Here is a 21,504-nt window from a genome sequence, read left to right on the forward strand (position 1 = left end):
GTCACTCCGCCCGGCTATAGCGAGCCATCAGCTCACGGAACCCCTCGCCGAAGCGCGGGTGGCGGCGGGCGTAGACCAGCGTCGCCTCGAGGTAACCCAGCTGATGGCCGCAATCATAGGTCTTGCCACACATGCGCCAGGCATCGACGCCGTCGCGCTGGCGCAGGGTCTCGATGGCATCGGTCAGCTGAATCTCGTCACCTGCCCCCGGGGGTTTCGGCCAGCAGTGAGAAGATGCTGCCGGGCAACACGTAGCGGCCGATCACCGCCAGGTTGGAAGGCGCCTGCTCGCGAGCGGGCTTTTCCACCACGCCCGCCAGGCGGCAAGACTGCCCGGCCGCCGGCGGCTCGCCCTCGGGGCTGACGATGCCGTACTTGTGCACCGTCGCCCAGTCAACCTCTTCCACCATCAGCTGCGTGCGGCCGGTAGCTTCAAAGGCATCGATCATGCCGGCCAGATCATTGCGTGCCAGCCCCTCGTCGTCGACCAGGACATCGGGCAGCAGGACGGCAAAGGGCTCGCTGTCGCCGATTACCGGGCGCGCGCAGAGCACGGCATGGCCGAGCCCCAGGGGCTCCGGCTGGCGCACGCTGATGATGTTGACACCTTTGGGCACGATGGCCCGCAGCTCATCGAGCAGCTCCTGCTTGCCCTTGGCCTCGAGGGTGGCCTCGAGCTCGAAGTGCTTGTCGAAGTGGTTCTCGATGGCGCTCTTGCTGGCATGGGTGACCAGCACGATGTCGCGGATGCCCGCTGCCACCGCCTCGTTGACCACGTACTGGATCACGGGGCGGTCAACGATAGTGATCATCTCCTTGGGAATTGCCTTGGAAGCGGGCAGGCAGCGAGTGCCGAAACCGGCGACGGGCAGAACGGCCTTGCGGATCATGGTGCCTTCCTTGTCGGTTGTGGATGTCCCCCCGGGCGTCGCCATGATTCCGTCATGGGAAAGCCCAGGCTGCTACGGGTAGAATAGAGCATGATACCGAAGGTAAAGAATGTTGCCAGGGTGCGAGACCAATTCACACGGAGAGACCACATGAGCGCAAGCCTCCACCATAACGTCGACCAGGGCGAGATCGCCAAGTTTGAGGCTCTGGCCAGCCGCTGGTGGGACCCGCACAGCGAGTTCAAGCCGCTGCATGACATCAACCCCTGCGCCTCGACTTCATCGACGCCCGCTGTGGGCTGGCGGGACGTAAGGTGCTGGACGTCGGCTGCGGTGGGGGCATCCTGGCCGAGGCCATGGCTCGTCGCGGCGCCCAGGTCACCGGGGTGGACATGGGCGAAGCGCCGCTGGCCGTGGCTCGCCTGCATGCACTCGAAAGCGGGGTGTCGGTCGACTATCGCCAGGCCAGCGCCGAGGCTATGGCGGCCGAGCATCCCGGCGAGTTCGATGTGGTGACCTGTCTCGAGATGCTCGAGCACGTACCCAACCCGGGCTCGGTGATTCGCGCCTGTGCCACGCTGGTCAAGCCGGGTGGGCAGCTGTTCTTCTCTACCATCAACCGTACCCCCAAGGCCTATGCCCTGGCGATCATTGGGGCCGAATACGTGCTGAAGCTGCTGCCACGGGGGACGCACGACTACCGTAAGTTCATTCGCCCTTCCGAGCTGGCGGGCTGGTGCCGGGAAAGCGGCATCGTCGTGCGCGAGCAGAGCGGCCTGGTCTACAACCCGCTGACACAGCGCTACCGGCTGTCGAGCCATGACGTGACGGTGAACTACCTGGTGCACTGCCAGCGCGAAAAGACGCCGCAGGAGCCGGCATGACCCCGATGCCTCAAGGGCTGTTGTTTGACCTCGACGGCACGCTGGTCGACACCGCGCCCGACCTGGCGCGCGCCACCAACGCGCTGCGGGCCCACCATGGGCTGGCGCCCCTGCCCTTCCCGGCGATTCGGGCGCAGGTATCCAATGGCGGCAGCGCCCTGGTGGCGCTGGCCCTTGGCCTCGCCCCCGAGCATGAAGCCCACGCCGAAGCGCGACAATTCCTGCTGGATGCCTACGGCCAGGCCGTGGCGGAAGAGAGCTATGTGTTTGCGCCACTCGACATGTTGCTGCAGCGCTGGGAGGCCTTGCAGCGGCCCTGGGGGATCGTGACCAACAAACCCCGCGCCTACGCCGCACCGCTGGTGGAAGCGCTCGGGCTGAGGCCCGGCGCCCTGCTCTGCGCCGACGACCTGCCGGTAAAGAAGCCGGCTCCGGAGCCCTTGCTGGCCGCGGCCCAGGCCCTGAGGGTAGCGCCTTCGCAGTGTTGGTACATCGGCGATCATGTGCGCGACATGCAGGCGGCTCGCGCCGCCGGCATGCCGGCGGTGGCAGTCGGCTACGGCTACATTGAGGAGGGCGACGACTACCTCAGCTGGCCCGCCGATCTCTGGTTCGAGACCTGCGAAGCGCTGGTTGAGGCCCTGCAGCTCGCCATCGAGTAGCGGGAACGCTCAGGCACGGGGCGGTTGAGCGTCGAATCGCTGGCCGTTGTGACCGTGGCTGTCCGGCCCCATCAGCCACAGGTAGGTCGGCATGATCTCCGCTGCACTGCGCAGGGTGTCGGGGTCTTCGCCCGGATAGGCATTGGCGCGCATCTTGGTGCGCGTGGCGCCAGGGTTGAGGCTGTTGACGCGAATCGTGCCCAGGTGCTCCAGCTCGTCGGCCAGCACCTCGACGAAGCCTTCAGTGGCGAACTTCGAAACGGCGTAGGCCCCCAGAAGGCACGCCCCTTACGGCCGACGCTTGAGCTGGTAAAGACCACCGAGGCATCGCGGGACGACTTGAGCAGCGGCAGCAGCGCCTGGGTCATCCAGATCGGCCCGTTGATGTTGACCTGCATGACCTGCTCCCACAGCTCCGGGTTGTACTGCTCGAAGGGAGTGATGCGCCCCAGCAGCCCGGCGTTGTGCAGCAGGCCATCGAGACGACCGAATTCCTTGTCCAGGGTTTCGGCCATGTCGTGGTAGTCCTTGAGCGTGGCCCCTTCCAGGTTGAGCGGGAAGATGGCGGGCTGCGGCCCGCCGAATGCCTCGATCTCGTCGTAGACTTTTTCCAGCTTGGCGATGGTGCGTCCCAGCAGCACCACGGTAGCACCGTGGCGCGCAAAGCTCAGTGCCGCTTCGCGGCCGATGCCGTCGCCTGCCCCTGTCACCAGGATGATCCGATCTTCAAGCAGATGGCTCGGCGCTTGATAGTCGATCTTGCAGCTCATGTCGGCTCCTTAAGTAGCCAGTCCTACAGGGACTGACGTAAAAGTCGTTGGCCAGCCCCGCCGCGCTGCTGTCGGGATGGTTCTCACGCACACGCTCCAGCAGGGCTCGACTCTCCTGCAGGTTGCCCTGGCGCGCCTTGATCAAGCCAAGCTTGTAGAGCGCATCCGGCACCTTGCTGCTTTGCGGATAGTCATCGATCACCCGCCGAAATGCCGTTTCCGCCTCGTCCAGGTTGCCTTCCGCGGAGTGCAGCTCACCGAGCCAGTAGTGGCCGTTGGGGGTGAGATTGTTGTCGGGATGCTGCTGCACGAAGCGCTCGAATGCGGTGATGGCCTCGCCGAACTGGCGGCTCTGCACCTTGGCGAAGGCCGCTTGGTATTCGGCCTGCGCCCCGGCGCTGGCGCCGCTGGGCGACGGCGTTTCGCGCACCTGGCGCGCCGCCTCCTGATCCACCTCCGGGCGGGTCTCGATACCGGCGCTGCCGGCCATGAGCCGCTCGTCGAGGTCCATGTATTGCTGGCGCGTCTGGTTGCGCAGCTGCTCGAGCTGATGGCGTAACTCTTCGATCTGCCCACGCAGCTGCTGGATTTCGCGCTGGTGCTCCTGAACCTGGTTGAAGATCACCAGGCTGCCGCCGGCCTCCTCGCGCACTTCTGCCTGATCCAGAAAAGTGCGGGGCTGCGGGCTGCGGTCCTCGATCACCGGTCGCTGCTGGGCTACGGCTAGGCTCATTACGGACAGCGGGAGCACCAGGGCTCCCGCGCCGCACAGCCTTTTCAGACTGTGTCTCATGTAACACTCCATAGGCGCAGCTTCGCGCCCGTTCCAATCAGTAGGCGAACACCACGCGACGATTCTGCGAGTAGGCCGCTTCGTTGTTGCCGCTTACGGCCGGGCGCTCTTCGCCATAGCTGACGACTTCGAGCTGCGAGGGCGACACGCCCTGCACTTCGAGGAAACGCTTCACCGAATTGGCACGACGCTCGCCGAGCGCCATGTTGTATTCACGCGTGCCACGCTCGTCGGTATGGCCCTGCAGCACGACGCGAGCGCCGCTGGAACGCAGGTAGCGAGCATGCGATACCAGCACCGATTCGAACTCGGGACGAATGTTGTCACGATCAAAATCGAAGTAGATCACGCGCACATCAGGGATACGGCCATCGGCCTGCTGGCCGGCACGGTCACCGCTGATGCCCGTACCACCGACCTGACCGGAGCCGGCTACGCCAGAGCCAGCGACACCACTTCCGGTACCGGTACGGGTGCCATCCATGGACCCGTCACGGGACCCTCCGGTGCTGGAACAGCCGGCCACGAGAGCCAGAGACAAAGCGACTGCCAGGCTCCTGGCATAGGACTTGAATTGCATCGTCAAACTCCTTGGAGGAATCGAATGACACCGATCATCGAGCTTTAGTTCAGAAACGGTGACCATGCGGGTTCACGCACGTCACCCTGTGCCGATGGCAGCCGATAGGACGAACGTCCATCTGCCGACACGGCCCCCAACACCCCGCTGCTACCTTGCCGGGTGGCGAAGATTACCATGGTCCCGTTGGGCGCAACACTAGGCGATTCATCCCAACGTGAGTCACTGAGTACGACCAGTCGGCCCGAGCCGAGATCCTGCCGAGCCACTTGGTAACCATTGCTGCTGCGGTGCACCAGATAGATCGATTGGCCATCCGGCGCAAAGCGGCCGCGGGCATTGTAGTTACCGGTAAAGGTCAGGCGTTCGGTCTGGCCGTTGGCCAGATGGTAGCGATACAGCTGCGGCCCACCGCTGCGATCCGAGGTGAACAGCAGGCTGCGGCCATCGGGCGCCCAGGCCGGCTCGGTATCGATGCTGGAGCTGTTGGTGATGCGCTCGACATTGCGCGATGCCACATCCATCAAATAGATCTCTGGCTGGCCGTCCTTGGACAGCGACATCGCCAGGCGGCGCCCATCGGGCGACCAGGACGGCGCCCCGTTGAGGCCCTCGAACGAGGTGGCACGGATGCGCTGTCCGGTGGCGAGTTCCTGGATGTAGATGGCCGGCCGCTCGGTCTCGAACGACACATAGGCCAGCTTGCGGCCATCGGGAGACCAGGCCGGTGACAGGATCGGCTCGCGTGAGTTGAGCACTTGCTGGCTGTTGTGGCCATCGGCATCGGCCACGTAGAGCGCAAACTGCATCTGGTCACCTACCCCTGGGCGGTGACATAGGCGATACGCGTCGAGAAGGCACCGCGAATGCCGGTGATCGCCTCGAAGATCTGATCACTGACATAGTGGGCACCGCCGCGCAGCTCGTTGCGCCCAGCCGTGACGCTCTCGCCGAGCATGCGTCGCTCGCCGCTCACGTCCATCAGCTCATAGCGGATACGGAAGCCATCGCCCTCACGGCTGACGCGCCCGACCACCAGATAGCGCACATCCAGCGCCCGCCACTGGCCATAGCGCACCTCGTCGCTCTGGCTCGGCCGGTCGTACATGGCGTTGCGCGACAATGGGTCGAAGTAGCCGCTGCGCTGGAGGTTATCGCTCACGATCCGGGCGATGTCCTCCGGGACGTCACCGTCGGCGGCAAAGGGCACCACCGCGATGGGCGTCGCCCGGTCGCTGCCGCGGGTGATCTCGATGGTGAGGTTGGCCTGGGCTAGCGTGCTGAACATCAGCAGCACGACGCTTAGCCAGGCGGTCATCAGGGCTTTCATCAGCGTACATCTCCCGGTCTGAATCGCAGATTGAATTGACGGAAGTCTCGTTGTGCCGTTGCCGGCAGTTGCCGCAGTTCTGCAAAGGGTGCTGCCGCTTCGACCGCCTGTATCGCCGAACGATCGAAACTGCTGTCACCACTGCTTTGACTAATGGTAGCGCCAAACAACTCACCCGACGGGCCAAGCTGAACCTGTACCGTGGCGTCCAGATTGCTGCCAGCGCCCGGCGGGATTACCCATGCCTGCTCCACGGCACGTCGCACAATGTTGATGAAACTGTTGGCAGCCTCCTGAGCCTGGCGCGCATTGGCCACGGCATCGGACTCACCCTCGATGGCGCGATCGAGTCCTTGGCTGGCGGCTTCGGCGGCCCGGCGTGCCTGGGCCTCGGCTTCACGCTGACGCTGAGCTTCCGCCTCGGCCTCGCGACGGCGCTGCTCTTCAGCCTCGCGCTGGCGTTGGGCTTCCGCTTCGGCTTCCCGACGGCGCTGCTCCTCGGCCTCGCGCTGGCGTTGGGCTTCCGCTTCGGCTTCCCGACGGCGCTGCTCCTCGGCCTCGCGCTGGCGTTGGGCTTCCGCCTCGGCCTCGCGACGGCGCTGCTCCTCGGCCTCACGCTGACGTTGGGCTTCCGCCTCACGGCGCGCCTGCTCTTCAGCTTCACGCTGGCGTTGGGCTTCCGCCTCGCGCTGACGCTGCGCCTCGGCTTCCTGCTGGCGCCGAGCTTCTTCCTCGCGCTGCTGGGCCTGACGCTGCCGCTCGGCTTCGGCCGCCTGTTCTTGCTGTCGCTGCCGTTCGGCCTCCTGCTCCTGGCGCAGTTGCGCCTGGCGCTCGGCCTCATCGGCACGGCGCTGGGCATCGGCCTCGGCCGCTTCGCGCTCGGCCTGAAGGCGTCGCGCGTCTTCTTCGCGGGCCGCTTGCTGCTCGGCCGCCTGGCGTTCAGCCTCGGCACGCGCCTCGGCCTCCGCCTGCCGGGCCGCCTCTTCCGCCTGCTGCGCCTCTTCGGTGGCCTGGCGCGCCTGGGCACGCGCACGCGCCTCTTCCGCACGCTGCGCCTGGTTGGTGGTGGTCTCGGTGCTGACCAGGGTGGCCTGCACGATCGAGCTCGACTCAGGCGCGTCAGGCTCACGCTGGGGCAGCGTGATGATGCTGAGTATCACCACCAGCAGATGCAGACCGATGGAGAAAACCGCCGGCAGGCCGTAGCCAACCTCTGTCTCCTGCTGCAAGGGCGCACGTCGCTCCTTCCGAGCCATCGCCTCTCCTCGTTTCTCAGTCACGCGCCGGCGGCTCGGAGATCAGGCCGACATTGGTCACGCCAGCCACCTGGAGAGTGCTCATCAGCGTCACGACCTCGCCATAGGGCACGAAGCGGTCTCCGCGCACCATGACCGGCGTGCCGGGCTGACGATCGAGCAGGATGATCACGCGGTCACCCAGCTCCTCGAGGTCCACGGCCATCTCGTCACCGCCGATGGAGAGGTAGTAGCCTCCTTCGCGGTCCACGGAAACGATGATCGGGTCGCGATCCTCCTGGCTCTCGATGGGCTCGGAGGTGACCTGAGGCAGTTCCACCTGCACCCCCTGCGTAAGCATGGGCGCAGTAATCATGAAGATGACCAGCAGAACCAGCATGACGTCGATGAAGGGCACGACGTTGATCTCGCCCATCGGCTTGCGCTGGCTACCTCTATTGAAGGGTCCGTGCATCGTACGCCTCCTCAGGCCGATCCTGCGTCGCCACGACCCTGCAGATTGCGATGCAGGATGGAGTGGAACTCCTCAGCGAAGTCCTCGTACTTGCCAAGCAGGCGCCCCGACTCCGACGACAGCTTGTTGTAGAAAATGACCGCCGGGATGGCGGCAAACAGCCCCATGGCGGTAGCGATCAGGGCTTCGGCGATCCAGGGGGCGACGGTTGCCAGGGTGGCCTGCTGGGTCATGGAGAGCGACTGGAAGGAGCCCATGATGCCCCAGACGGTGCCGAACAGGCCGATATAGGGACTGGCCGAGGCCACCGTGGCCAGGAACACCAGGTGCAGCGTCAGGCGTTCCTCTTCGCGCGACCAGGCCACGCGCATGCTGCGCTGCACGCCGTCGAGGATGGCGTCGGGGCTCTTGGTCTTGGGCATCAGCCGGTTGAACTCGCGAAAGCCCGCGCGGAATACATGCTCGGCACCCTGGGTTTCCTGCTCGGAGGGGTCTCCCGATAGAGCTCGTTGAGGTCGACGCCCGACCAGAACCGTTCCTCGAAGGCCTGGTGCGCCGCGCGTGCGCGCCGCATCGCCAGGGTGCGCTGAAAGATCACGATCCAGGAGAGGATCGAGCCGACCACCAGGAGCAGCATGACCAGCTGCACCACGGTGCTGGCGCTCATGATCAGATAGGGAATGGACATGGTGTCGTTCACGGGCATCCTCGTCGACTAGCAGTTAACCGTTGAGTACCGCGGCAAGGGCCGGCGGCCAGGGGGTAGGCTTGAGGCGGCTGGCATCCAGGCAGGCGATGTCGACCTTCGCTTCGCACAGGGGTTCCCCGTGGCGCTGCACCGCTTGCGTAAAGCGCAAGCGGCAGCGGCCCTGCGATTCGACGGCGGCCGTGACCACCAGTTCATCATCCAGGCGCGCCGGCTTGGCGTAGCGACACTCCAGACGATGCACGACCAGTTGAATGCCTGCCTCAAGCAGGTCGCGTTGCGTGAAACCCTGGTGGCGCAACCACTCGCTGCGGGCGCGCTCCATGAATTTCAGGTAATTGACGTAATAGACGATGCCACCGGCATCGGTATCCTCGATATAGACCCGCAGCGGAAGTTGGAACGGCGTCACGGACGCACCTCGCCCGCGGCGTCGACGGCCGTTTCGTGGGGGCCAGGCCGAAGTGCAGCCAGGCCTGACGCGTCACCACGCGGCCTCGCGCCGTGCGCATCATCAGTCCCTGCTGGATCAGGTAGGGCTCGATGACGTCTTCGATGGTGTCACGCTCCTCCCCGATGGCGGCCGCCAGCGAGTCAACGCCCACCGGCCCGCCGTCGAACTTCTCGATCATGGCCAGCAGCAGGCGCCGGTCCATGTGGTCGAGGCCATGATGGTCGACGTGCAACATGTTGAGCGCCTGATCGGCCACCTCGGCATCGACGCGTCCATCGGCGCGCACCTGGGCGAAGTCGCGGACTCGGCGCAGCAGTCGATTGGCAATTCGCGGCGTGCCGCGCGAGCGCCTCGCCACTTCCTGCGCCCCCTCGCGATCCGCTTCGACGCCGAGCAACCGCGCCGAGCGCTCGACGATTTCGGTGAGCTCGTCGATGGTGTAGAACTCCAACCGCTGCACGATGCCGAAGCGGTCGCGCAGTGGCGAGGTGAGCAGCCCCGCACGGGTGGTGGCGCCCACCAGCGTGAAGCGCGGCAGGTCGAGCTTGATCGAGCGCGCCGCCGGCCCTCACCGATGACGATGTCGAGCTGGTAGTCCTCCATCGCGGGATAGAGAATCTCCTCCACCACCGGCGACAGCCGATGGATCTCGTCGATGAACAGCACGTCGCCGGGCTGGAGGTTGGTAAGCATGGCGGCCAGGTCACCGGCACGCTCGAGCACCGGGCCGGAGGTGGACTTCAGCCCCACGCCCATCTCGGCCGCGATGATGTTGGCCAGCGTGGTCTTGCCCAGCCCCGGGGGCCGAACACCAGGGTATGATCGAGGCTTTCGTCGCGCCCGCGAGCCGCATCGATGAAGATGCCCAGTTGCTCACGGACTCGTGCCTGGCCAATGTACTCGGCCAGGCGCTTGGGGCGAATGGCATGGTCGACACGCCCTTCCCCGGCCCGCTCCTCGGCGGCTATCAGTCGATCATTGTCCAGCATGGCCACCACCTGCAGTCATGTTCGCCACTTCCCCTCACCCGCCTCACTGCCCGGTTCCTTCGCGTGCCCGAGCATGCCGTATCAACCGGCCAGGCGCCGCGTCAGCGCCGCCTTGATCATGGCCTCGGTGGAGAGCCCCTCGTCCAGCCCCGATAGCATGCGGGCCGCCTCGGCTGGCTTGTACCCAAGGCTGACCAGGGCGGCCTCGGCGTCGGCCAGCGGATGGCTTGGCGATGCCGGCAGCCCGGTGCCGGCCTTATCGGCGAACAGGCCCGAGCCGCCCGGATGCTCCCAGTGGGGAAAGCGGTCGCGCATCTCGACGATCAACCGCTCTGCGGTCTTCTTGCCGACCCCCGGCAGCCGCGTCAGGGCCTTGATGTCGTCCTCCATGACACAGCGAATGAAGGCGTCTTCCTCCATGCCGGAAAGAATGGCCAGCGCCAGTTTGGGCCCGACACCGTTGACGCGAATCAGTGCCCGGAATAGCGCACGCTCCTGATCGCGGGCGAAGCCGTAGAGCAGGTGCGCATCCTCGCGGACCGTCAGATGGGTGAACAGCGACACCGGCTCACCGACGGCGGGTAGTGCCACCAGGGTCGTCATCGAGGCTTCGAGCTCATAGCCGACACCGGCCACATCGACCACCAGCCAGGGCGGTTGCTTGTCGAGCAGAGTGCCACGCAGGCGTCCGATCATGGGGCTCCCACTATGTATTCGTCGTTGAGAGGCAGCCCGGCTATCATGGCGCCACCCGGGCCCAGGGCCTCTTTGGCGCCACTATACTGGTCGCCCAAGCGCCTTACCAGCCCACCGTAAACGGTGTTCGAAAATATTTTCGCCGCTCGCCAGACGCACGCTTCAAGGCTGAAAATCGCGCCAGGAGCCCCGCGCCGGCGGCTGCGATGGCCGCCGAAACTGCCCTGCTGGACCAGCCCCAGGCGGGCGTAGGCATGGGTCAGCGCAATGGCCAGGGCATCGGCCGCATCGGCTTGGGGAACGCCGCTGAGCCCCAGGATCGACACGACCATGTGCTGCACCTGGGCCTTGGTCGCCGCTCCGCTGCCGGTTACCGCCTGCTTGATCTGGCGCGGCCCGTACTCCTCTACCGGCAGGCCATGGTTGGCGGCGCAGACGATGGCCGCGCCGCGCGCCTGTCCCAACTTGAGCGCAGAATCGGGATTCTTCGACATGAATACCTGCTCGATGGCCAGCTCGCCCGGGCGATGCACGGTAATCAGCTCTGACAGCCCGGCGTAGATGCGTGCCAAACGCTGCGGAAGCTCGACGTCATGCAGTCGAATGCAGCCACTGGCGACGTAGCGCGGCGTCGGCATGGTCACGTCCAGCACGCCATAGCCGGTGATGCGGGACCCGGGGTCGATGCCCAGAATCAGCATGGCAGGCAGTCAGCGGTGCGGGCTCTGCTCGAGCGGGCTGGTGGCGGCATTGCCAGGTGCTGCAGCGTTTGGAACATGAAGGCTCCTGCACACACCACCGGCGCCTTGCAGGCGCCGGTGAAGGAACAGTAAGACGGCAGCGGGTTCAGCGCCGATGCATTACTCGCTCTCGCCCGCCTTGGCCTTCTGGCGCAGACGAATGTTGAGTTCGCGCAGCTGGTCGCCGCTTACCTCACCCGGTGCGTCGGTCATCGGACAGGCGGCGCTCTGGGTCTTGGGGAAGGCGATCACTTCGCGAATGGTGCGAGCACCGGCCATCAGCATGACCAGGCGGTCGAGGCCGAAGGCCAGACCACCATGAGGCGGCGCGCCATAGTGCAGGGCGTCGAGCAGGAAGCCGAACTTTTCGCGGGCCTCCTCTTCGCCGATGCCGAGAATCTCGAACACGGTGCTCTGCATCTGCTGGTCGTGGATACGGATCGAACCGCCGCCTAGCTCGGTGCCGTTCAGCACCATGTCATAGGCCCGCGAGAGTGCCGCGGCCGGGTTGGACTTGAGCGCCTCGGGGCTGCACGAGGGCGAGGTAAACGGGTGGTGCAGAGGGCTGAGCCGGCCGGCGTCGTCGGCTTCGAACATCGGGAAGTCGACCACCCACAGCGGCGCCCAGGCGCGGGTATAGAGGTTGAGGTCCTCGCCCAGCTTGACCCGCAGCGCTCCCAGCGCCTCGTTGACCACGCGCGCCTTGTCCGCACCGAAGAAGACGATGTCGCCATCTTCGGCGCCGACGCGGTCGAGCAGCTCCTCGATCACGTTCTCCATGAACTTGACGATCGGTGACTGCAGCCCCTCGATGCCCTTGGCACGCTCGTTGACCTTGATCCACGCCAGCCCCTTGGCACCGTAGATGCCGACGAACTTGGTGTAGTCGTCGATCACCTTGCGCGACATGCTGGCACCACCCGGCACCTTGAGCGCTGCCACGCGTCCGTCTTCGGCGCTGGCCGGGCCGGAGAAGACTTGGAAGTCGACCTGCTTCATCAGGTCGTCGACGTCGACCAGCATCAGCGGGATACGCAGGTCCGGCTTGTCGGAGCCATAGCGGTCCATGGCCTCGGCCCAGGTCATGCGCGGGAAGGCAGGCAGTTCGACGTCGAGCACGTCCTGGAACAGTTCACGGATCATAGTCTCGGCGATGCCCATGATGTCGTCCTCCTCGATAAAGGAGGCCTCGATGTCGATCTGGGTGAATTCCGGCTGGCGGTCGGCGCGCAGGTCCTCGTCGCGGAAGCACTTGGCGATCTGGTAGTAGCGATCGAAGCCGGCCACCATCAACAGCTGCTTGAACAGCTGCGGCGACTGCGGCAGGGCGAAGAAGCTGCCCGGATGGGTGCGGCTGGGCACCAGGTAGTCGCGCGCGCCCTCGGGGGTGGCGCGGGTCAGGATCGGCGTCTCGATATCGAGGAAGCCCTGCCCCTCGAGGAAGGCCCGCACATGGTGGGAAATGCGCGAGCGTAAACGCAGTTTCTCGATCATCTCGGGGCGGCGAAGGTCAATGTAACGGTGCTTGAGGCGCACCTCTTCGCCGACCTTGCCATGCTCGTCGAGCTGGAACGGCGGCGTGGCCGCGCTGTTCAGCACTTCGACGTCCTTGGCCAGCACCTCGATCATGCCGGTGGGCATCTTGGGGTTCTGGGTGCCTTCGGGGCGCAGCCGCACGCGGCCTGAGATACGCAGCACGTACTCGCTGCGAGCACGGTCGGCAGTGGCGAAAGCCTCGGCGGTATCGGGGTCGACCACCACCTGAGCGATGCCGTCGCGGTCGCGCATGTCGAGGAAGATCACACCCCCGTGGTCACGGCGGCGATGAACCCAGCCGCACAGGGTGACCGTCTGGTCCACCAGGGTCTCGTTGAGCTGGCCGCAATAATGGCTGCGCATGTCGTATCCTGTTTACGTTAAGCGTTGTCGATGGGGTTGTCGGGAGCGAGCACGGTCAGGCCGCCGCACCTTCCTTCGCTGGTGCCTTGCTGTCGCCGCCACCGCCCGATGAGTCGCCGGCCAGGTTCTTCTTGCTGCCGGACTTGAAGTCGGTCTCGTACCAGCCGCCGCCGGCCAGACGGAAGCCCGCGGCGGACACCAGTCGGCCGAGCGCAGGGGCTTCACAGGCGGGGCAATCGGTCAGGGAGCGGCACTGAGCTTCTGGAGCTTCTCCAGACGATGGCCGCAGGCCTTGCACTGGTATTCATAGATGGGCATGGTTCAATTCACTCCTGATTCGACAGCGCGCAACCAACGGCGATATAGGGTCAAGCGGCGCGCTTTCCAAGCCTGCCGTGAAAGCCGGCTAGTATAACTCGCCTGACAGGGCCTGTCCCGGCCTTGCCCAGGTCAACCAACACAAGGAATCCAGCATGAAAGCCGTGTTACTCGACGCCGCCAGCCTGGGCCCTGACATCGATCTCGTCGCACTGCGTGAACAGGTCGATACGCTAGACGTGCACGCGACCAGCACCACCGAGCAAAGCCGCGAACGCTTGGCCGGGGCCGAAGTCGCCATCGTCAACAAGGTAGTACTCGATGCGGCCACGCTGGAAGCACTGCCCGAGCTCAAGCTGATCTGCGTGCTTGCCACCGGCACCAACAACATCGATATGGCCACCGCCAATCGGCTCGGCATCGCGGTGCGTAACGTCACGGCCTACGGCACGGCCAGCGTGGCCCAGCACAGCCTGATGCTGGTCCTGGCGCTGGCCAATCGGCTGCCGCTCTATCAGCGTGACGTGGCGGCCGGGCGCTGGAATGAAAGCCCTTTCTTCTGCCTGATGGAGCACGGCACTCTGCAGCTGGAGGGCAAGCGCCTGGTCATCGTCGGCCAGGGCGAGCTTGGCCGGCGCGTCGCCGCCCTGGCCGAGGCCTTCGGCATGCAGGTGACCTTCGCCGCTCGGCCCGGTAACGAAGCCAACGACAGCCGTCCGGGGCTCGCCGCACTGGCACCTGAAGCTGACGTCATCTCTCTGCACTGCCCCTCACCGAGGCCACACGCCACCTGGTCGATGCCGCCCTGCTCGCCTCGCTCAAGCCAGGTGCCCTGCTGGTCAACTGCGCCCGGGGCGGCATCATTGACGAAGAGGCGGCGCTGGCGGCGCTGCGTGCCGGGCGCCTGGGAGGCCTCGGTGTGGACGTGCTGCCGGTGGAACCGCCTCGTGACGGCCACCCGCTGCTCGATGCCCTGAGCGAACCGCTCAATTTGATCGTCACCCCGCACAACGCCTGGATCACCCCGGAAGCCCGTCAGCGGATCGTGATGTTGACAGGCGAGAACCTGCGCCAATGGAAGGCCGAACAGAACGGAGCCTGACCATGCTGCACAACCTGGGCTCGATCAACCTCGACCACATCTATCGGGTACCTCACCTGGTGCACCCCGGCGAGACGCTGGCCAGCCATGGCTACCGGGTCGGTCTCGGCGGCAAAGGGGCCAACCAGTCGCTGGCCATGGCCCTGGCCGGCGGCCAGGTCTGTCACTGGGGGCGGCTGGGGCGGCACGACGCCTGGGCCCGCGATCGCCTGGCCCGCGCCGGGGTTGACGTCAACCACGTCGAGCTGGTCGACGAGCCCAGCGGGCACGCCATCATTCAGGTCGACGACCAAGGCGAGAACGCCATCCTGCTGTACCCCGGGGCCAACCACGGCTTTACCCGCCGCCACCATGTGGCACTATGTCGAGGCAGCTCGCCCCGGTGACTGGCTGCTGGTGCAGAACGAGTGCAACGCCCTGCCCGAGCTGCTCGATGGCGCGCACCGCCACGGCCTCGCCATCGCCTTCAATCCCGCCCCCATGACCGATAGGGTGCTGACGCTGCCGCTGGAAACCTGCCGCCTGCTGTTCGTCAACCGAGGCGAAGCCGCCTGGTTGACCGGGCTGCCGGAGTCGAGCGACGCCCAGGCACTGCTTTACGGACTGCACCAACGCCTGCCGGAAACAGCCACGGTGCTGACGCTGGGCCATGAAGGGGCCTGGTACCAGGCAGGCGATGAGCGCCATTTCCAGCCTGCCCTGCCGGTCGAGGCGATCGACACCACCGGCGCCGGCGATACCTTCATCGGTTATTTCCTGGCGGCGCTACAGGAACAGCGCCGCATCCCTGAGTGCCTAATGCTGGCCGCCCATGCTGCCGCTCTCGGCGTGCAGCAACCCGGTGCCGCCGACAGCATTCCTTCGCGCGACGAGGTCGAGCGATATCTCACCGGTTCACAGAGCGCCTGACACCCACAAGGAGGCCACGTGTCACATCCGATCATCTTCGATACCGACCCTGGCGTCGACGACGCCCAGGCCATCGCCATCGCCCTACGCCACCCCGACATCGAGCTGCTGGGGCTGACCACTACCTACGGCAATGTCGACGTCGAGACCGCCACGCATAATGCGCTGCTGCTGTGCGAGCTGGCCGGTCGCGGCGATGTTCCCGTGGCCCAGGGTGCCGCGGGCCCCATGGTCAAGCCACGCCACCCGGCGCCGGCACACATCCACGGTGCCAACGGCCTGGGTGACATCGAATTGCCTGAAATGAAGGGAAAGAAGGATTCGCGCAGCGCCGCCCAGTTCATCGTCGACACCGTCAATGGCCGGCCAGGCGAGGTGATGCTGGTATCCGTGGGGCCAGTGGGCAACCTGGCCGCCGCCCTGCAGCTCGATCCCCAGCTCACCGAGAAGGTCAAGGGCGTGGTGGTCATGGGGGGCTCGATTCGCGAGGGCGGGAACGTCACGCCGGTGGCCGAGGCCAACATGTTCAACGACCCCCACGCCGCCCAGCGGGTGCTCACCGCCGGCTGGCCGCTGACCCTAGTGGGGCTCGACGTGACCCATCGCTGCGTGCTGACGCCGGCCCACATGCAGCGCATCGAGGCGGGTCAGGGTGAGCTGGGCAGAGTGCTGGCCGGCAGCTATGCGTTCTACCGCGACTTCTACCGCGAATTCCTCGGTATCGACGGCTGTTGCCCCCACGACAGCTGCGCGCTGGCGTGGCTGCTGCGCCCGGAGCTGTTCACCTCCGCCCCGGGGCATTTGGCGGTCGTTACCGAAGGGGCTGCCGAAGGTCAGACCATCTTCGCCCCGGAGGGCCGTGGCTTCATTCAGCCCCGCTGGTCGCAGACTCCCTGGCGGAAGTCTGTCTCGAAGTGGACGGCGAGGCAGTTGTGGAATGGATCGCCGATACGTTGGGTTAAGGCGTTACAAGCAGACGAAACTGTCCGGTTCGCGGTGCTCGATCGCCTCGAGCTCGACATGCGTCACCCTGGCGTTCGGCGGACCTTGCCACAACCAGCTGGCGACCTGGTTGACCGCCTCGCCATTGCCGCACAGCAGCACCTCGACCTGCCCGTCGGGGAGATTCTTGGCGTAGCCGGTCAGGCCGTGCTGGAGCGCCTGCTCCTGCACGGCGCGGCGATACCAAACCCCCTGCACCTTGCCGGCCACCCGGGCCTTTACACAGCATCGGCTCATCTCGATTCACTCCCGGTCGGTTCTTCGATCACCAGTTCTTGCCGAACGAGAACCGCACTGTTGCGCGGTATCACCCGACGTCCTCTCGCCAGCATGTGACTGCGCGTAAACGCCGCTCCGAACAGCAGGATCAGCGAACTGTAATAGACCCACAGCAGGATCATCACCACCGAACCTGCCGCGCCATAGGTGGATGCGGTGGCCGTATAGGCCAGATACGAAGCGATGGCACTGCGCCCCACCGCAAACAGCAGCGCCGTGACTACCGCACCCAGCAGCACGTCACGCCAGCCTAGCACCACGTCAGGCAGAACCTTGAAGATGGTGGCAAACAAGGCGGTGATGACCGCCAGTGAGACGACGAATTCAGCCCCTGCCGTGAGCGGACCGGCCAGCGGCACCGCCGTGCTCGCCACCTGCAGCATGGCGCGCAGCATGATGCCGACCACCAGTGAAACCAGCAGGATGAAGCCGATGGCGAGCACCACGGTAAGTGACAGGATGCGCTGCTTGAGGAATACCAGCATGCTGTTGCGACTAGGCTTGGCCGTCACACCCCACATGGTGTTCAACGAGAACTGCATTTGGGCAAAGACGGTGGTGGCGCCGACCAGCAGACCCCTACCCCGAGCAGCGTCGGCAGCAGTCCCGACTCCTCGATGCGCGAGGCCGCCACGGCCTGCTCCACCATGCGCGCTGCCTCTTCGCCTACGGTGCCCTGCAACTGGGCCACGATCTGCCCTTGGGCGGCATCCTCGCCGAAGACCACGCCAATCACGGCCACGGCGATGATCACGGTCGGGGCCAGGGAAAAAGCGTGTAGAAGGCCAGCGAACCGGCATAGCTGAAGGCGTTGCGCTCCAGCCACAGGTTGACCGCCTCCTTGATCGCACGCCACCACAGCATGAACGAAATCCGTTCCACGACATCTCCTTGTTTGCCGTCATGCGTTACAGCATATCCGATCGATGCCGACCTGTCGGCCTGGCCGGCTCACGTTGCAGCGTCACGGACGAGACCACCATAATAAGGCCCGAGCCGCCCATGAAGGAGTTCCGATGCGTGTTTCCGACTATCAGTTCGACTGTCTTGTTTTCATCGGGCGCTTTCAACCACCGCACCTAGGGCACCTGGCGGTCATCAACGAGGCTCTGCGCCACGCCCGGCAAGTCATCGTTCTGGTCGGTTCCGCCTGGCAGGCCCGCTCGCTGCGCAACCCCTGGCATTTTCTTGAACGCCAGGCGCTTCTCAGGAGCTGCTTCGACGACGAGGAGAACGGCAGGCTCGATATCGTGCCGCTGCTCGATGCCCTCTATAACGACGATGTCTGGGTGCGCGACGTGCAGCGCAAGGTTCGCGACATTGCCGGCCATCATCATGCCAGGCTGCCGCGCATCGGGCTGATCGGTGCCAGCCGCGGCCAGTCGAGCTATTATCTCTCGCTGTTTCCGCAGTGGGAGTCGGTCAGCGTACCGCTGGTAGAAGGCATCTCGGCCAGTCAGATCCGCGAGCGCCTGTTTCGCTCATCCTCTTCCACCGCCGACTACCTGAGCACCGGTGCCGTCCACGACCTGCCTCCCGGCGTGGTCGAGGCCCTGCGCGAGTTTGCCGACAGCGACGCCCACCGCCAGCTGATGGAAGAGCAGCAACTGCTTGAACAGTACCGCCAGGCCTGGGTCAATGCGCCCTATCCTCCTATCTTCGTCACCGTCAACGCCGTGGTGGTGCAATCAGGCCATGTGCTGCTGGTGCGCCGTACGGCCGCTCCCGGCAAGGGACTGCTGGCACTTCCCGGCGGTTTCATCAGCCCCCATGAGCGGTTGCTCGATGCGTGCCTGCGGGAGCTGCGCGAACGCGTGCGGCTGAAGGTACCGGAGGCGGTGCTAAAGGGCTCGTTGCGCGGGCAGCGGCTGTTCGATGAGCCGCACCGCAGTTGGCGTGGACGGACCTTGGCCGAAGCCTTCTACTTCGCCCTGCGCCCCGACCAGCAGCTGCCGCAGCTTAAGCCGGTCAAGGGCGGCGATCACGCGCGCTGGGTACCGCTGGCCGAACTCGAACCGGACAGCCTGTTCGAGGACCACTTTTTCATCATTCAGAATTTTCTCGGCCTGCCGGCCGATTTCGGCGGGATCTAGCGGCACAAAAAAGTGCTCCAGGGATCGGCGAGCGCCCCAAGCGCAAGGCGCCCGGAGCGCAGGAGATGGAGCATAGGGGGTATATGTGCCGCCTCCAAGCACCGCGAACAAATTCATCGGGAACGAATTTGAACAGCCTTAGCGCAGCGATTGGGCGGTGCAGCCAGCCGTGGCGTGTTTTTCAGGCCTGGAGGAAATCCCGGGGCAGCTTCATCATCTGCCGCCACAGCTTCTCAACGCCTGGCTTATGCACCAATGAGCAGCGGTAGAGGCGGATCTCCAGCGGCACATCCCACTTCTCGTCACCGGCGCGTACCAGCTTGCCGCTCCTGAGCTCATCGCGGACACAGAAGTCGGGAATCCACGCGAGCCCGACCCCTGCAGCACCATGCCTTTAAGCCCCTCGGCCATGGCGGTCTCGTAGACCGTGCGCAGGCGCAGGCGCAGCGGTTCGTTCTTCAGCAGCATGCGCACGCTGCGCCCGAGGAAGGCGCCCTGGGTGTAGGCCAGATAGGGAATGGTGTCCTTGCTTTCCAGGCTGAAGCGGGGCTTGCCCTTGGCATCAGGGACGCTGACCGGCAGCATCTTGACCTGCCCGATGGAGAACGAGGGAAAGACCTCACCATCGAGCTGCATCGTGGCGTAGGGGTCGTGGTAGGCCAGCATCAGGTCGCAGTTACCCTCACGCAGCACGTGGATCGCCTCGCCGACGTTCATGGCCACGAGCCGAGTGGGCAGCTCGCCCAGGCCTTCCTGCAGGCGCGATATCCACTCGGGATAGAAGCTGAGTGCCAGCGAATGCGCCGCCACGATGTCCAGCGCCTCACGAGCCATGGAGACGCCACGCAAATGCCCCAGGCACTCGTTAAGCTGCTCCACCAGATTGCGTGCCGTCACCAGGAACAGCTGCCCTTCTGGGGTCAGGTTGATGGGTGTGGTCGAGCGGTCCACCAGAGTGACACCGACGGCCTGCTCGAGGGCACGGATACGGCGACTGAACGCCGGCTGGGTCACATGGCGCTGCCGTGCAGAGGCGGAAAAGCTGCGGGTGTTGGCCAGCGCCACGAAATCTTCCAGCCATTTTGTCTCGAGATTCACCGTGACTCCCGCCGCAGAGAAAAGATTGAGAATGCCGATACGTACTTGTGTCGACAGGGTTCTTTATCCAACAGGCCACTAATGTAACCCAGCCCCTGGCGAACCCAAGAGCGCATGATCACTGGATGGGGGCGGTCAGATAGGCCGCTCGCGACACCAGTTTCTGCCACAGCGGGCGGTTCTGCATCTCGTCGAAACCGATCCGGCGGCAGTCGGCAAAATCACGCTCCAGCATCAGTCGTACCTGCGCGGCAAAGCGTCGGTCGGGGATGAAGGCAGTGATCTCGAAATTCAGGCGAAACGAGCGGTTGTCGAGATTCACCGTACCCACCGCCGCCGCCGAATCGTCGATCAGTATCACCTTCTGATGTAAGAAGCCGGGCTGGTAGCGATAGACCTTGACCCCGGCTCGCACCATGTCGGGCAGGAACGAGAAGGCCGAAAGGTAGATCAGCAGGTGATCGGGACGCTCCGGCATCATGATGCGCACGTCTACGCCCCGCATGGCCGCCAGGCGCAAGGCATCCTGCACACCCTGGTCCGGAACAAAATAGGGGCTCGTGACCCAAAGCCGCTCATGGGCGCTGTGGATGGCATGCTGCACCAGCAGGCTGGCCGTCTCCTGCCGATCGGCAGGGCCAGAGGGCACGATCACCACGTTCTGACACTCTTCACAGTCGGTGCGTGGCTCCCAGGCCAAGTTGATCACCTCGCCGGTGGCCCAGTGCCAGTCCTCCCAGAAGGCTTCCTGCAGGCCCAGCACGCTGGGCCCGGTAAGCTTGAGATGCGTATCCCGCCAAGGCCCGTGGCGCGGATGCTGCCCCAGGTACTCGATGCCGACATTGAAGCCACCAAGCCAACCCTGGCGGCCATCCACCACCTGGATCTTGCGATGATTGCGGAAGTTGAGCTGGAAACGATGCTTGAATCCCCGCGATGAACGAAACGGGCTCACCTCTACCCCGCCTTCCGATAGCTCACGCAGGTAACCCTCGGAGAGCTTGCGGCTGCCAACCTCATCGAACAGGAAGTAGACCCGTACGCCTCGGTCAGCGGCACGCAGCAGACGCTCCTTTAGCCGGTGCCCCAGGGCGTCGTGGCGAACGATGAAAAATTGTACAAGGACGTAATCCTCGGCTGCATCGATACCGGCAAAGAGACTGTCGAAGGTCTCCTGCCCATCGATCAGCAGCTCGGCCTGGTTGCCGCTGGTCAACGGCATCATGGCAAGCTGCTCCACGGCGCGAATATCAGGATTGCGCGGATCCGCAAGGAACGGCTCCAGACGTTCGCGATAGCGCGCCAGGATGCGCCGTAGCACGGTATCCCGCTCGCCGCGGGCGGAGACATAGCCGTAGAAGCGCGGCCGACCGAAGATCCAGTAGGCCGGCACGGCCAGGTAGGGAAAGGTCACGAGAGAGATGATCCAGGCAACGGCGCCCTGTGAGGTACGGCTGGAGAGCAGCGCCAGGATCGCCGACAGGATTCCCAGTAGATGGATCAGGAAAATCGCGAGGCCGAAAAGCCAGGATGCCATGACATCTCCCTGAAAAACAGCACACTGCAGCATACCCCAGACGGCAGCGGCCCCGCCAGTTGG

General features: G+C 65.1%; 13 protein-coding genes and 12 pseudogenes. 7 read left to right on the top strand and 18 right to left on the bottom strand.

Annotation, left to right across the window (positions count from 1 at the left end; all coding sequences use genetic code 11):
- Position 1: 1 nt before the first annotated feature.
- Positions 2 to 890: pseudogene (gene galU, locus ACUDAL_RS07715) on the bottom strand (UTP--glucose-1-phosphate uridylyltransferase GalU).
- 150 nt (positions 891 to 1,040) lie between these two features.
- On the opposite strand from galU, the pseudogene ubiG reads away from it, so the two are divergent.
- Together ubiG and ACUDAL_RS07725 are read left to right on the top strand one after the other, a co-directional pair.
- Positions 1,041 to 1,774: pseudogene (ubiG, locus tag ACUDAL_RS07720) on the top strand (bifunctional 2-polyprenyl-6-hydroxyphenol methylase/3-demethylubiquinol 3-O-methyltransferase UbiG).
- Positions 1,771 to 2,436, top strand: coding sequence for an HAD family hydrolase (locus ACUDAL_RS07725; RefSeq protein WP_444677724.1), 666 nt, complete (start codon positions 1,771 to 1,773; stop codon positions 2,434 to 2,436). Before ubiG ends, ACUDAL_RS07725 begins: the two are co-directional and overlap by 4 nt.
- Positions 2,437 to 2,445: 9 nt before the next feature.
- Here the strand turns inward: ACUDAL_RS07725 and ACUDAL_RS07730 are convergent.
- The 13 genes and pseudogenes from ACUDAL_RS07730 to ACUDAL_RS07790 form a co-directional block, all read right to left on the bottom strand.
- Positions 2,446 to 3,206, bottom strand: a pseudogene (locus ACUDAL_RS07730) (YciK family oxidoreductase).
- Positions 3,163 to 3,999: a tol-pal system protein YbgF gene (ybgF, locus tag ACUDAL_RS07735; protein WP_444677725.1), complete on the bottom strand. Its 837-nt coding sequence runs from the start codon at positions 3,997 to 3,999 to the stop codon at positions 3,163 to 3,165. The pseudogene ACUDAL_RS07730 and the gene ybgF overlap by 44 nt, the downstream one beginning before the upstream one ends.
- Before the next feature lie 37 nt (positions 4,000 to 4,036).
- Positions 4,037 to 4,579, bottom strand: coding sequence for a peptidoglycan-associated lipoprotein Pal (pal, locus tag ACUDAL_RS07740; RefSeq protein ID WP_444677726.1), 543 nt, complete (start codon positions 4,577 to 4,579; stop codon positions 4,037 to 4,039).
- A gap of 44 nt (positions 4,580 to 4,623) precedes the next feature.
- A pseudogene (gene tolB / locus ACUDAL_RS07745) lies at positions 4,624 to 5,909 on the bottom strand (Tol-Pal system beta propeller repeat protein TolB).
- On the bottom strand, positions 5,909 to 7,138 hold the full coding sequence (tolA, locus tag ACUDAL_RS07750) for a cell envelope integrity protein TolA (RefSeq protein WP_444677727.1): 1,230 nt from the start codon (positions 7,136 to 7,138) through the stop codon (positions 5,909 to 5,911). The pseudogene tolB and the gene tolA overlap by 1 nt, the downstream one beginning before the upstream one ends.
- Before the next feature lie 43 nt (positions 7,139 to 7,181).
- A complete protein-coding gene (gene tolR, locus ACUDAL_RS07755; protein WP_444677728.1) occupies positions 7,182 to 7,619 on the bottom strand; it encodes a protein TolR in 438 nt (145 codons plus the stop codon).
- Between the two features lie 11 nt (positions 7,620 to 7,630).
- A pseudogene (gene tolQ / locus ACUDAL_RS07760) lies at positions 7,631 to 8,307 on the bottom strand (protein TolQ).
- 34 nt (positions 8,308 to 8,341) lie between these two features.
- A complete protein-coding gene (ybgC, locus tag ACUDAL_RS07765) occupies positions 8,342 to 8,737 on the bottom strand; it encodes a tol-pal system-associated acyl-CoA thioesterase (RefSeq protein WP_444677729.1) in 396 nt (131 codons plus the stop codon).
- Positions 8,734 to 9,768, bottom strand: a pseudogene (ruvB, locus tag ACUDAL_RS07770) (Holliday junction branch migration DNA helicase RuvB). The gene ybgC and the pseudogene ruvB overlap by 4 nt, the downstream one beginning before the upstream one ends.
- An 81-nt stretch (positions 9,769 to 9,849) precedes the next feature.
- Positions 9,850 to 10,464, bottom strand: coding sequence for a Holliday junction branch migration protein RuvA (gene ruvA, locus ACUDAL_RS07775; RefSeq protein WP_444677730.1), 615 nt, complete (start codon positions 10,462 to 10,464; stop codon positions 9,850 to 9,852).
- A gap of 162 nt (positions 10,465 to 10,626) precedes the next feature.
- Positions 10,627 to 11,165, bottom strand: a pseudogene (ruvC, locus tag ACUDAL_RS07780) (crossover junction endodeoxyribonuclease RuvC).
- 159 nt (positions 11,166 to 11,324) lie between these two features.
- Complete coding sequence (aspS, locus tag ACUDAL_RS07785; RefSeq protein ID WP_444677731.1) at positions 11,325 to 13,103, bottom strand: aspartate--tRNA ligase; 1,779 nt, start codon at positions 13,101 to 13,103, stop codon at positions 11,325 to 11,327.
- A gap of 55 nt (positions 13,104 to 13,158) precedes the next feature.
- Positions 13,159 to 13,421: pseudogene (locus tag ACUDAL_RS07790) on the bottom strand (FmdB family zinc ribbon protein).
- Positions 13,422 to 13,576: 155 nt separating this feature from the next.
- On the opposite strand from ACUDAL_RS07790, the pseudogene ACUDAL_RS07795 reads away from it, so the two are divergent.
- The 4 genes and pseudogenes from ACUDAL_RS07795 to ACUDAL_RS07810 all read left to right on the top strand — a co-directional run bounded on the left by ACUDAL_RS07795 (position 13,577) and on the right by ACUDAL_RS07810 (position 16,394).
- Positions 13,577 to 14,523 (top strand): annotated as a pseudogene (locus ACUDAL_RS07795) (NAD(P)-dependent oxidoreductase).
- Positions 14,524 to 14,525: 2 nt separating this feature from the next.
- Positions 14,526 to 14,909, top strand: coding sequence for a PfkB family carbohydrate kinase (locus ACUDAL_RS07800; protein ID WP_444677732.1), 384 nt, complete (start codon positions 14,526 to 14,528; stop codon positions 14,907 to 14,909).
- Positions 14,875 to 15,432, top strand: a complete 558-nt coding sequence (locus ACUDAL_RS07805; protein ID WP_444677733.1) for a PfkB family carbohydrate kinase — start codon at positions 14,875 to 14,877, stop codon at positions 15,430 to 15,432. The genes ACUDAL_RS07800 and ACUDAL_RS07805 overlap by 35 nt, the downstream gene beginning before the upstream one ends.
- 18 nt (positions 15,433 to 15,450) lie before the next feature.
- Positions 15,451 to 16,394: pseudogene (locus tag ACUDAL_RS07810) on the top strand (nucleoside hydrolase).
- 4 nt (positions 16,395 to 16,398) lie between these two features.
- Here the strand turns inward: ACUDAL_RS07810 and yccX are convergent.
- Both yccX and ACUDAL_RS07820 read right to left on the bottom strand, forming a co-directional pair.
- Positions 16,399 to 16,671, bottom strand: coding sequence for an acylphosphatase (gene yccX / locus ACUDAL_RS07815; RefSeq protein ID WP_444677734.1), 273 nt, complete (start codon positions 16,669 to 16,671; stop codon positions 16,399 to 16,401).
- Positions 16,668 to 17,577, bottom strand: a pseudogene (locus ACUDAL_RS07820) (YihY/virulence factor BrkB family protein). Before ACUDAL_RS07820 ends, yccX begins: the two are co-directional and overlap by 4 nt.
- A gap of 152 nt (positions 17,578 to 17,729) precedes the next feature.
- On the opposite strand from ACUDAL_RS07820, the gene ACUDAL_RS07825 reads away from it, so the two are divergent.
- Positions 17,730 to 18,806: a bifunctional nicotinamide-nucleotide adenylyltransferase/Nudix hydroxylase gene (locus ACUDAL_RS07825; RefSeq protein WP_444677735.1), complete on the top strand. Its 1,077-nt coding sequence runs from the start codon at positions 17,730 to 17,732 to the stop codon at positions 18,804 to 18,806.
- Between the two features lie 181 nt (positions 18,807 to 18,987).
- On the opposite strand, the pseudogene ACUDAL_RS07830 reads toward ACUDAL_RS07825, so the two are convergent.
- Both ACUDAL_RS07830 and cls read right to left on the bottom strand, forming a co-directional pair.
- Positions 18,988 to 19,904 (bottom strand): annotated as a pseudogene (locus tag ACUDAL_RS07830) (LysR substrate-binding domain-containing protein).
- Positions 19,905 to 20,022: 118 nt separating this feature from the next.
- Positions 20,023 to 21,441 (bottom strand): cardiolipin synthase, encoded by a 1,419-nt coding sequence (gene cls, locus ACUDAL_RS07835; RefSeq protein WP_444677736.1) that lies wholly within the window; start codon positions 21,439 to 21,441, stop codon positions 20,023 to 20,025.
- Between the last annotated feature and the right edge of the window lie 63 nt (positions 21,442 to 21,504).

Source organism: Halomonas sp. E19, from assembly GCF_052439355.1.
Taxonomy (GTDB): Bacteria; Pseudomonadota; Gammaproteobacteria; order Pseudomonadales; family Halomonadaceae; genus Halomonas.

Bases quoted from the DNA above. Each gene is read 5' to 3' on its own strand.
- ACUDAL_RS07725 (WP_444677724.1), top strand. From the start codon at position 1,771: ATGACCCCGATGCCTCAAGGGCTGTTGTTTGACCTCGACGGCACGCTG.
- ybgF (WP_444677725.1), bottom strand. From the start codon at position 3,999: ATGAGACACAGTCTGAAAAGGCTGTGCGGCGCGGGAGCCCTGGTGCTC.
- pal (WP_444677726.1), bottom strand. From the start codon at position 4,579: ATGCAATTCAAGTCCTATGCCAGGAGCCTGGCAGTCGCTTTGTCTCTG.
- tolR (WP_444677728.1), bottom strand. From the start codon at position 7,619: ATGCACGGACCCTTCAATAGAGGTAGCCAGCGCAAGCCGATGGGCGAG.
- ruvA (WP_444677730.1), bottom strand. From the start codon at position 10,464: ATGATCGGACGCCTGCGTGGCACTCTGCTCGACAAGCAACCGCCCTGG.
- aspS (WP_444677731.1), bottom strand. From the start codon at position 13,103: ATGCGCAGCCATTATTGCGGCCAGCTCAACGAGACCCTGGTGGACCAG.
- ACUDAL_RS07800 (WP_444677732.1), top strand. From the start codon at position 14,526: ATGCTGCACAACCTGGGCTCGATCAACCTCGACCACATCTATCGGGTA.
- ACUDAL_RS07805 (WP_444677733.1), top strand. From the start codon at position 14,875: ATGTGGCACTATGTCGAGGCAGCTCGCCCCGGTGACTGGCTGCTGGTG.
- yccX (WP_444677734.1), bottom strand. From the start codon at position 16,671: ATGAGCCGATGCTGTGTAAAGGCCCGGGTGGCCGGCAAGGTGCAGGGG.
- ACUDAL_RS07825 (WP_444677735.1), top strand. From the start codon at position 17,730: ATGCGTGTTTCCGACTATCAGTTCGACTGTCTTGTTTTCATCGGGCGC.
- cls (WP_444677736.1), bottom strand. From the start codon at position 21,441: ATGGCATCCTGGCTTTTCGGCCTCGCGATTTTCCTGATCCATCTACTG.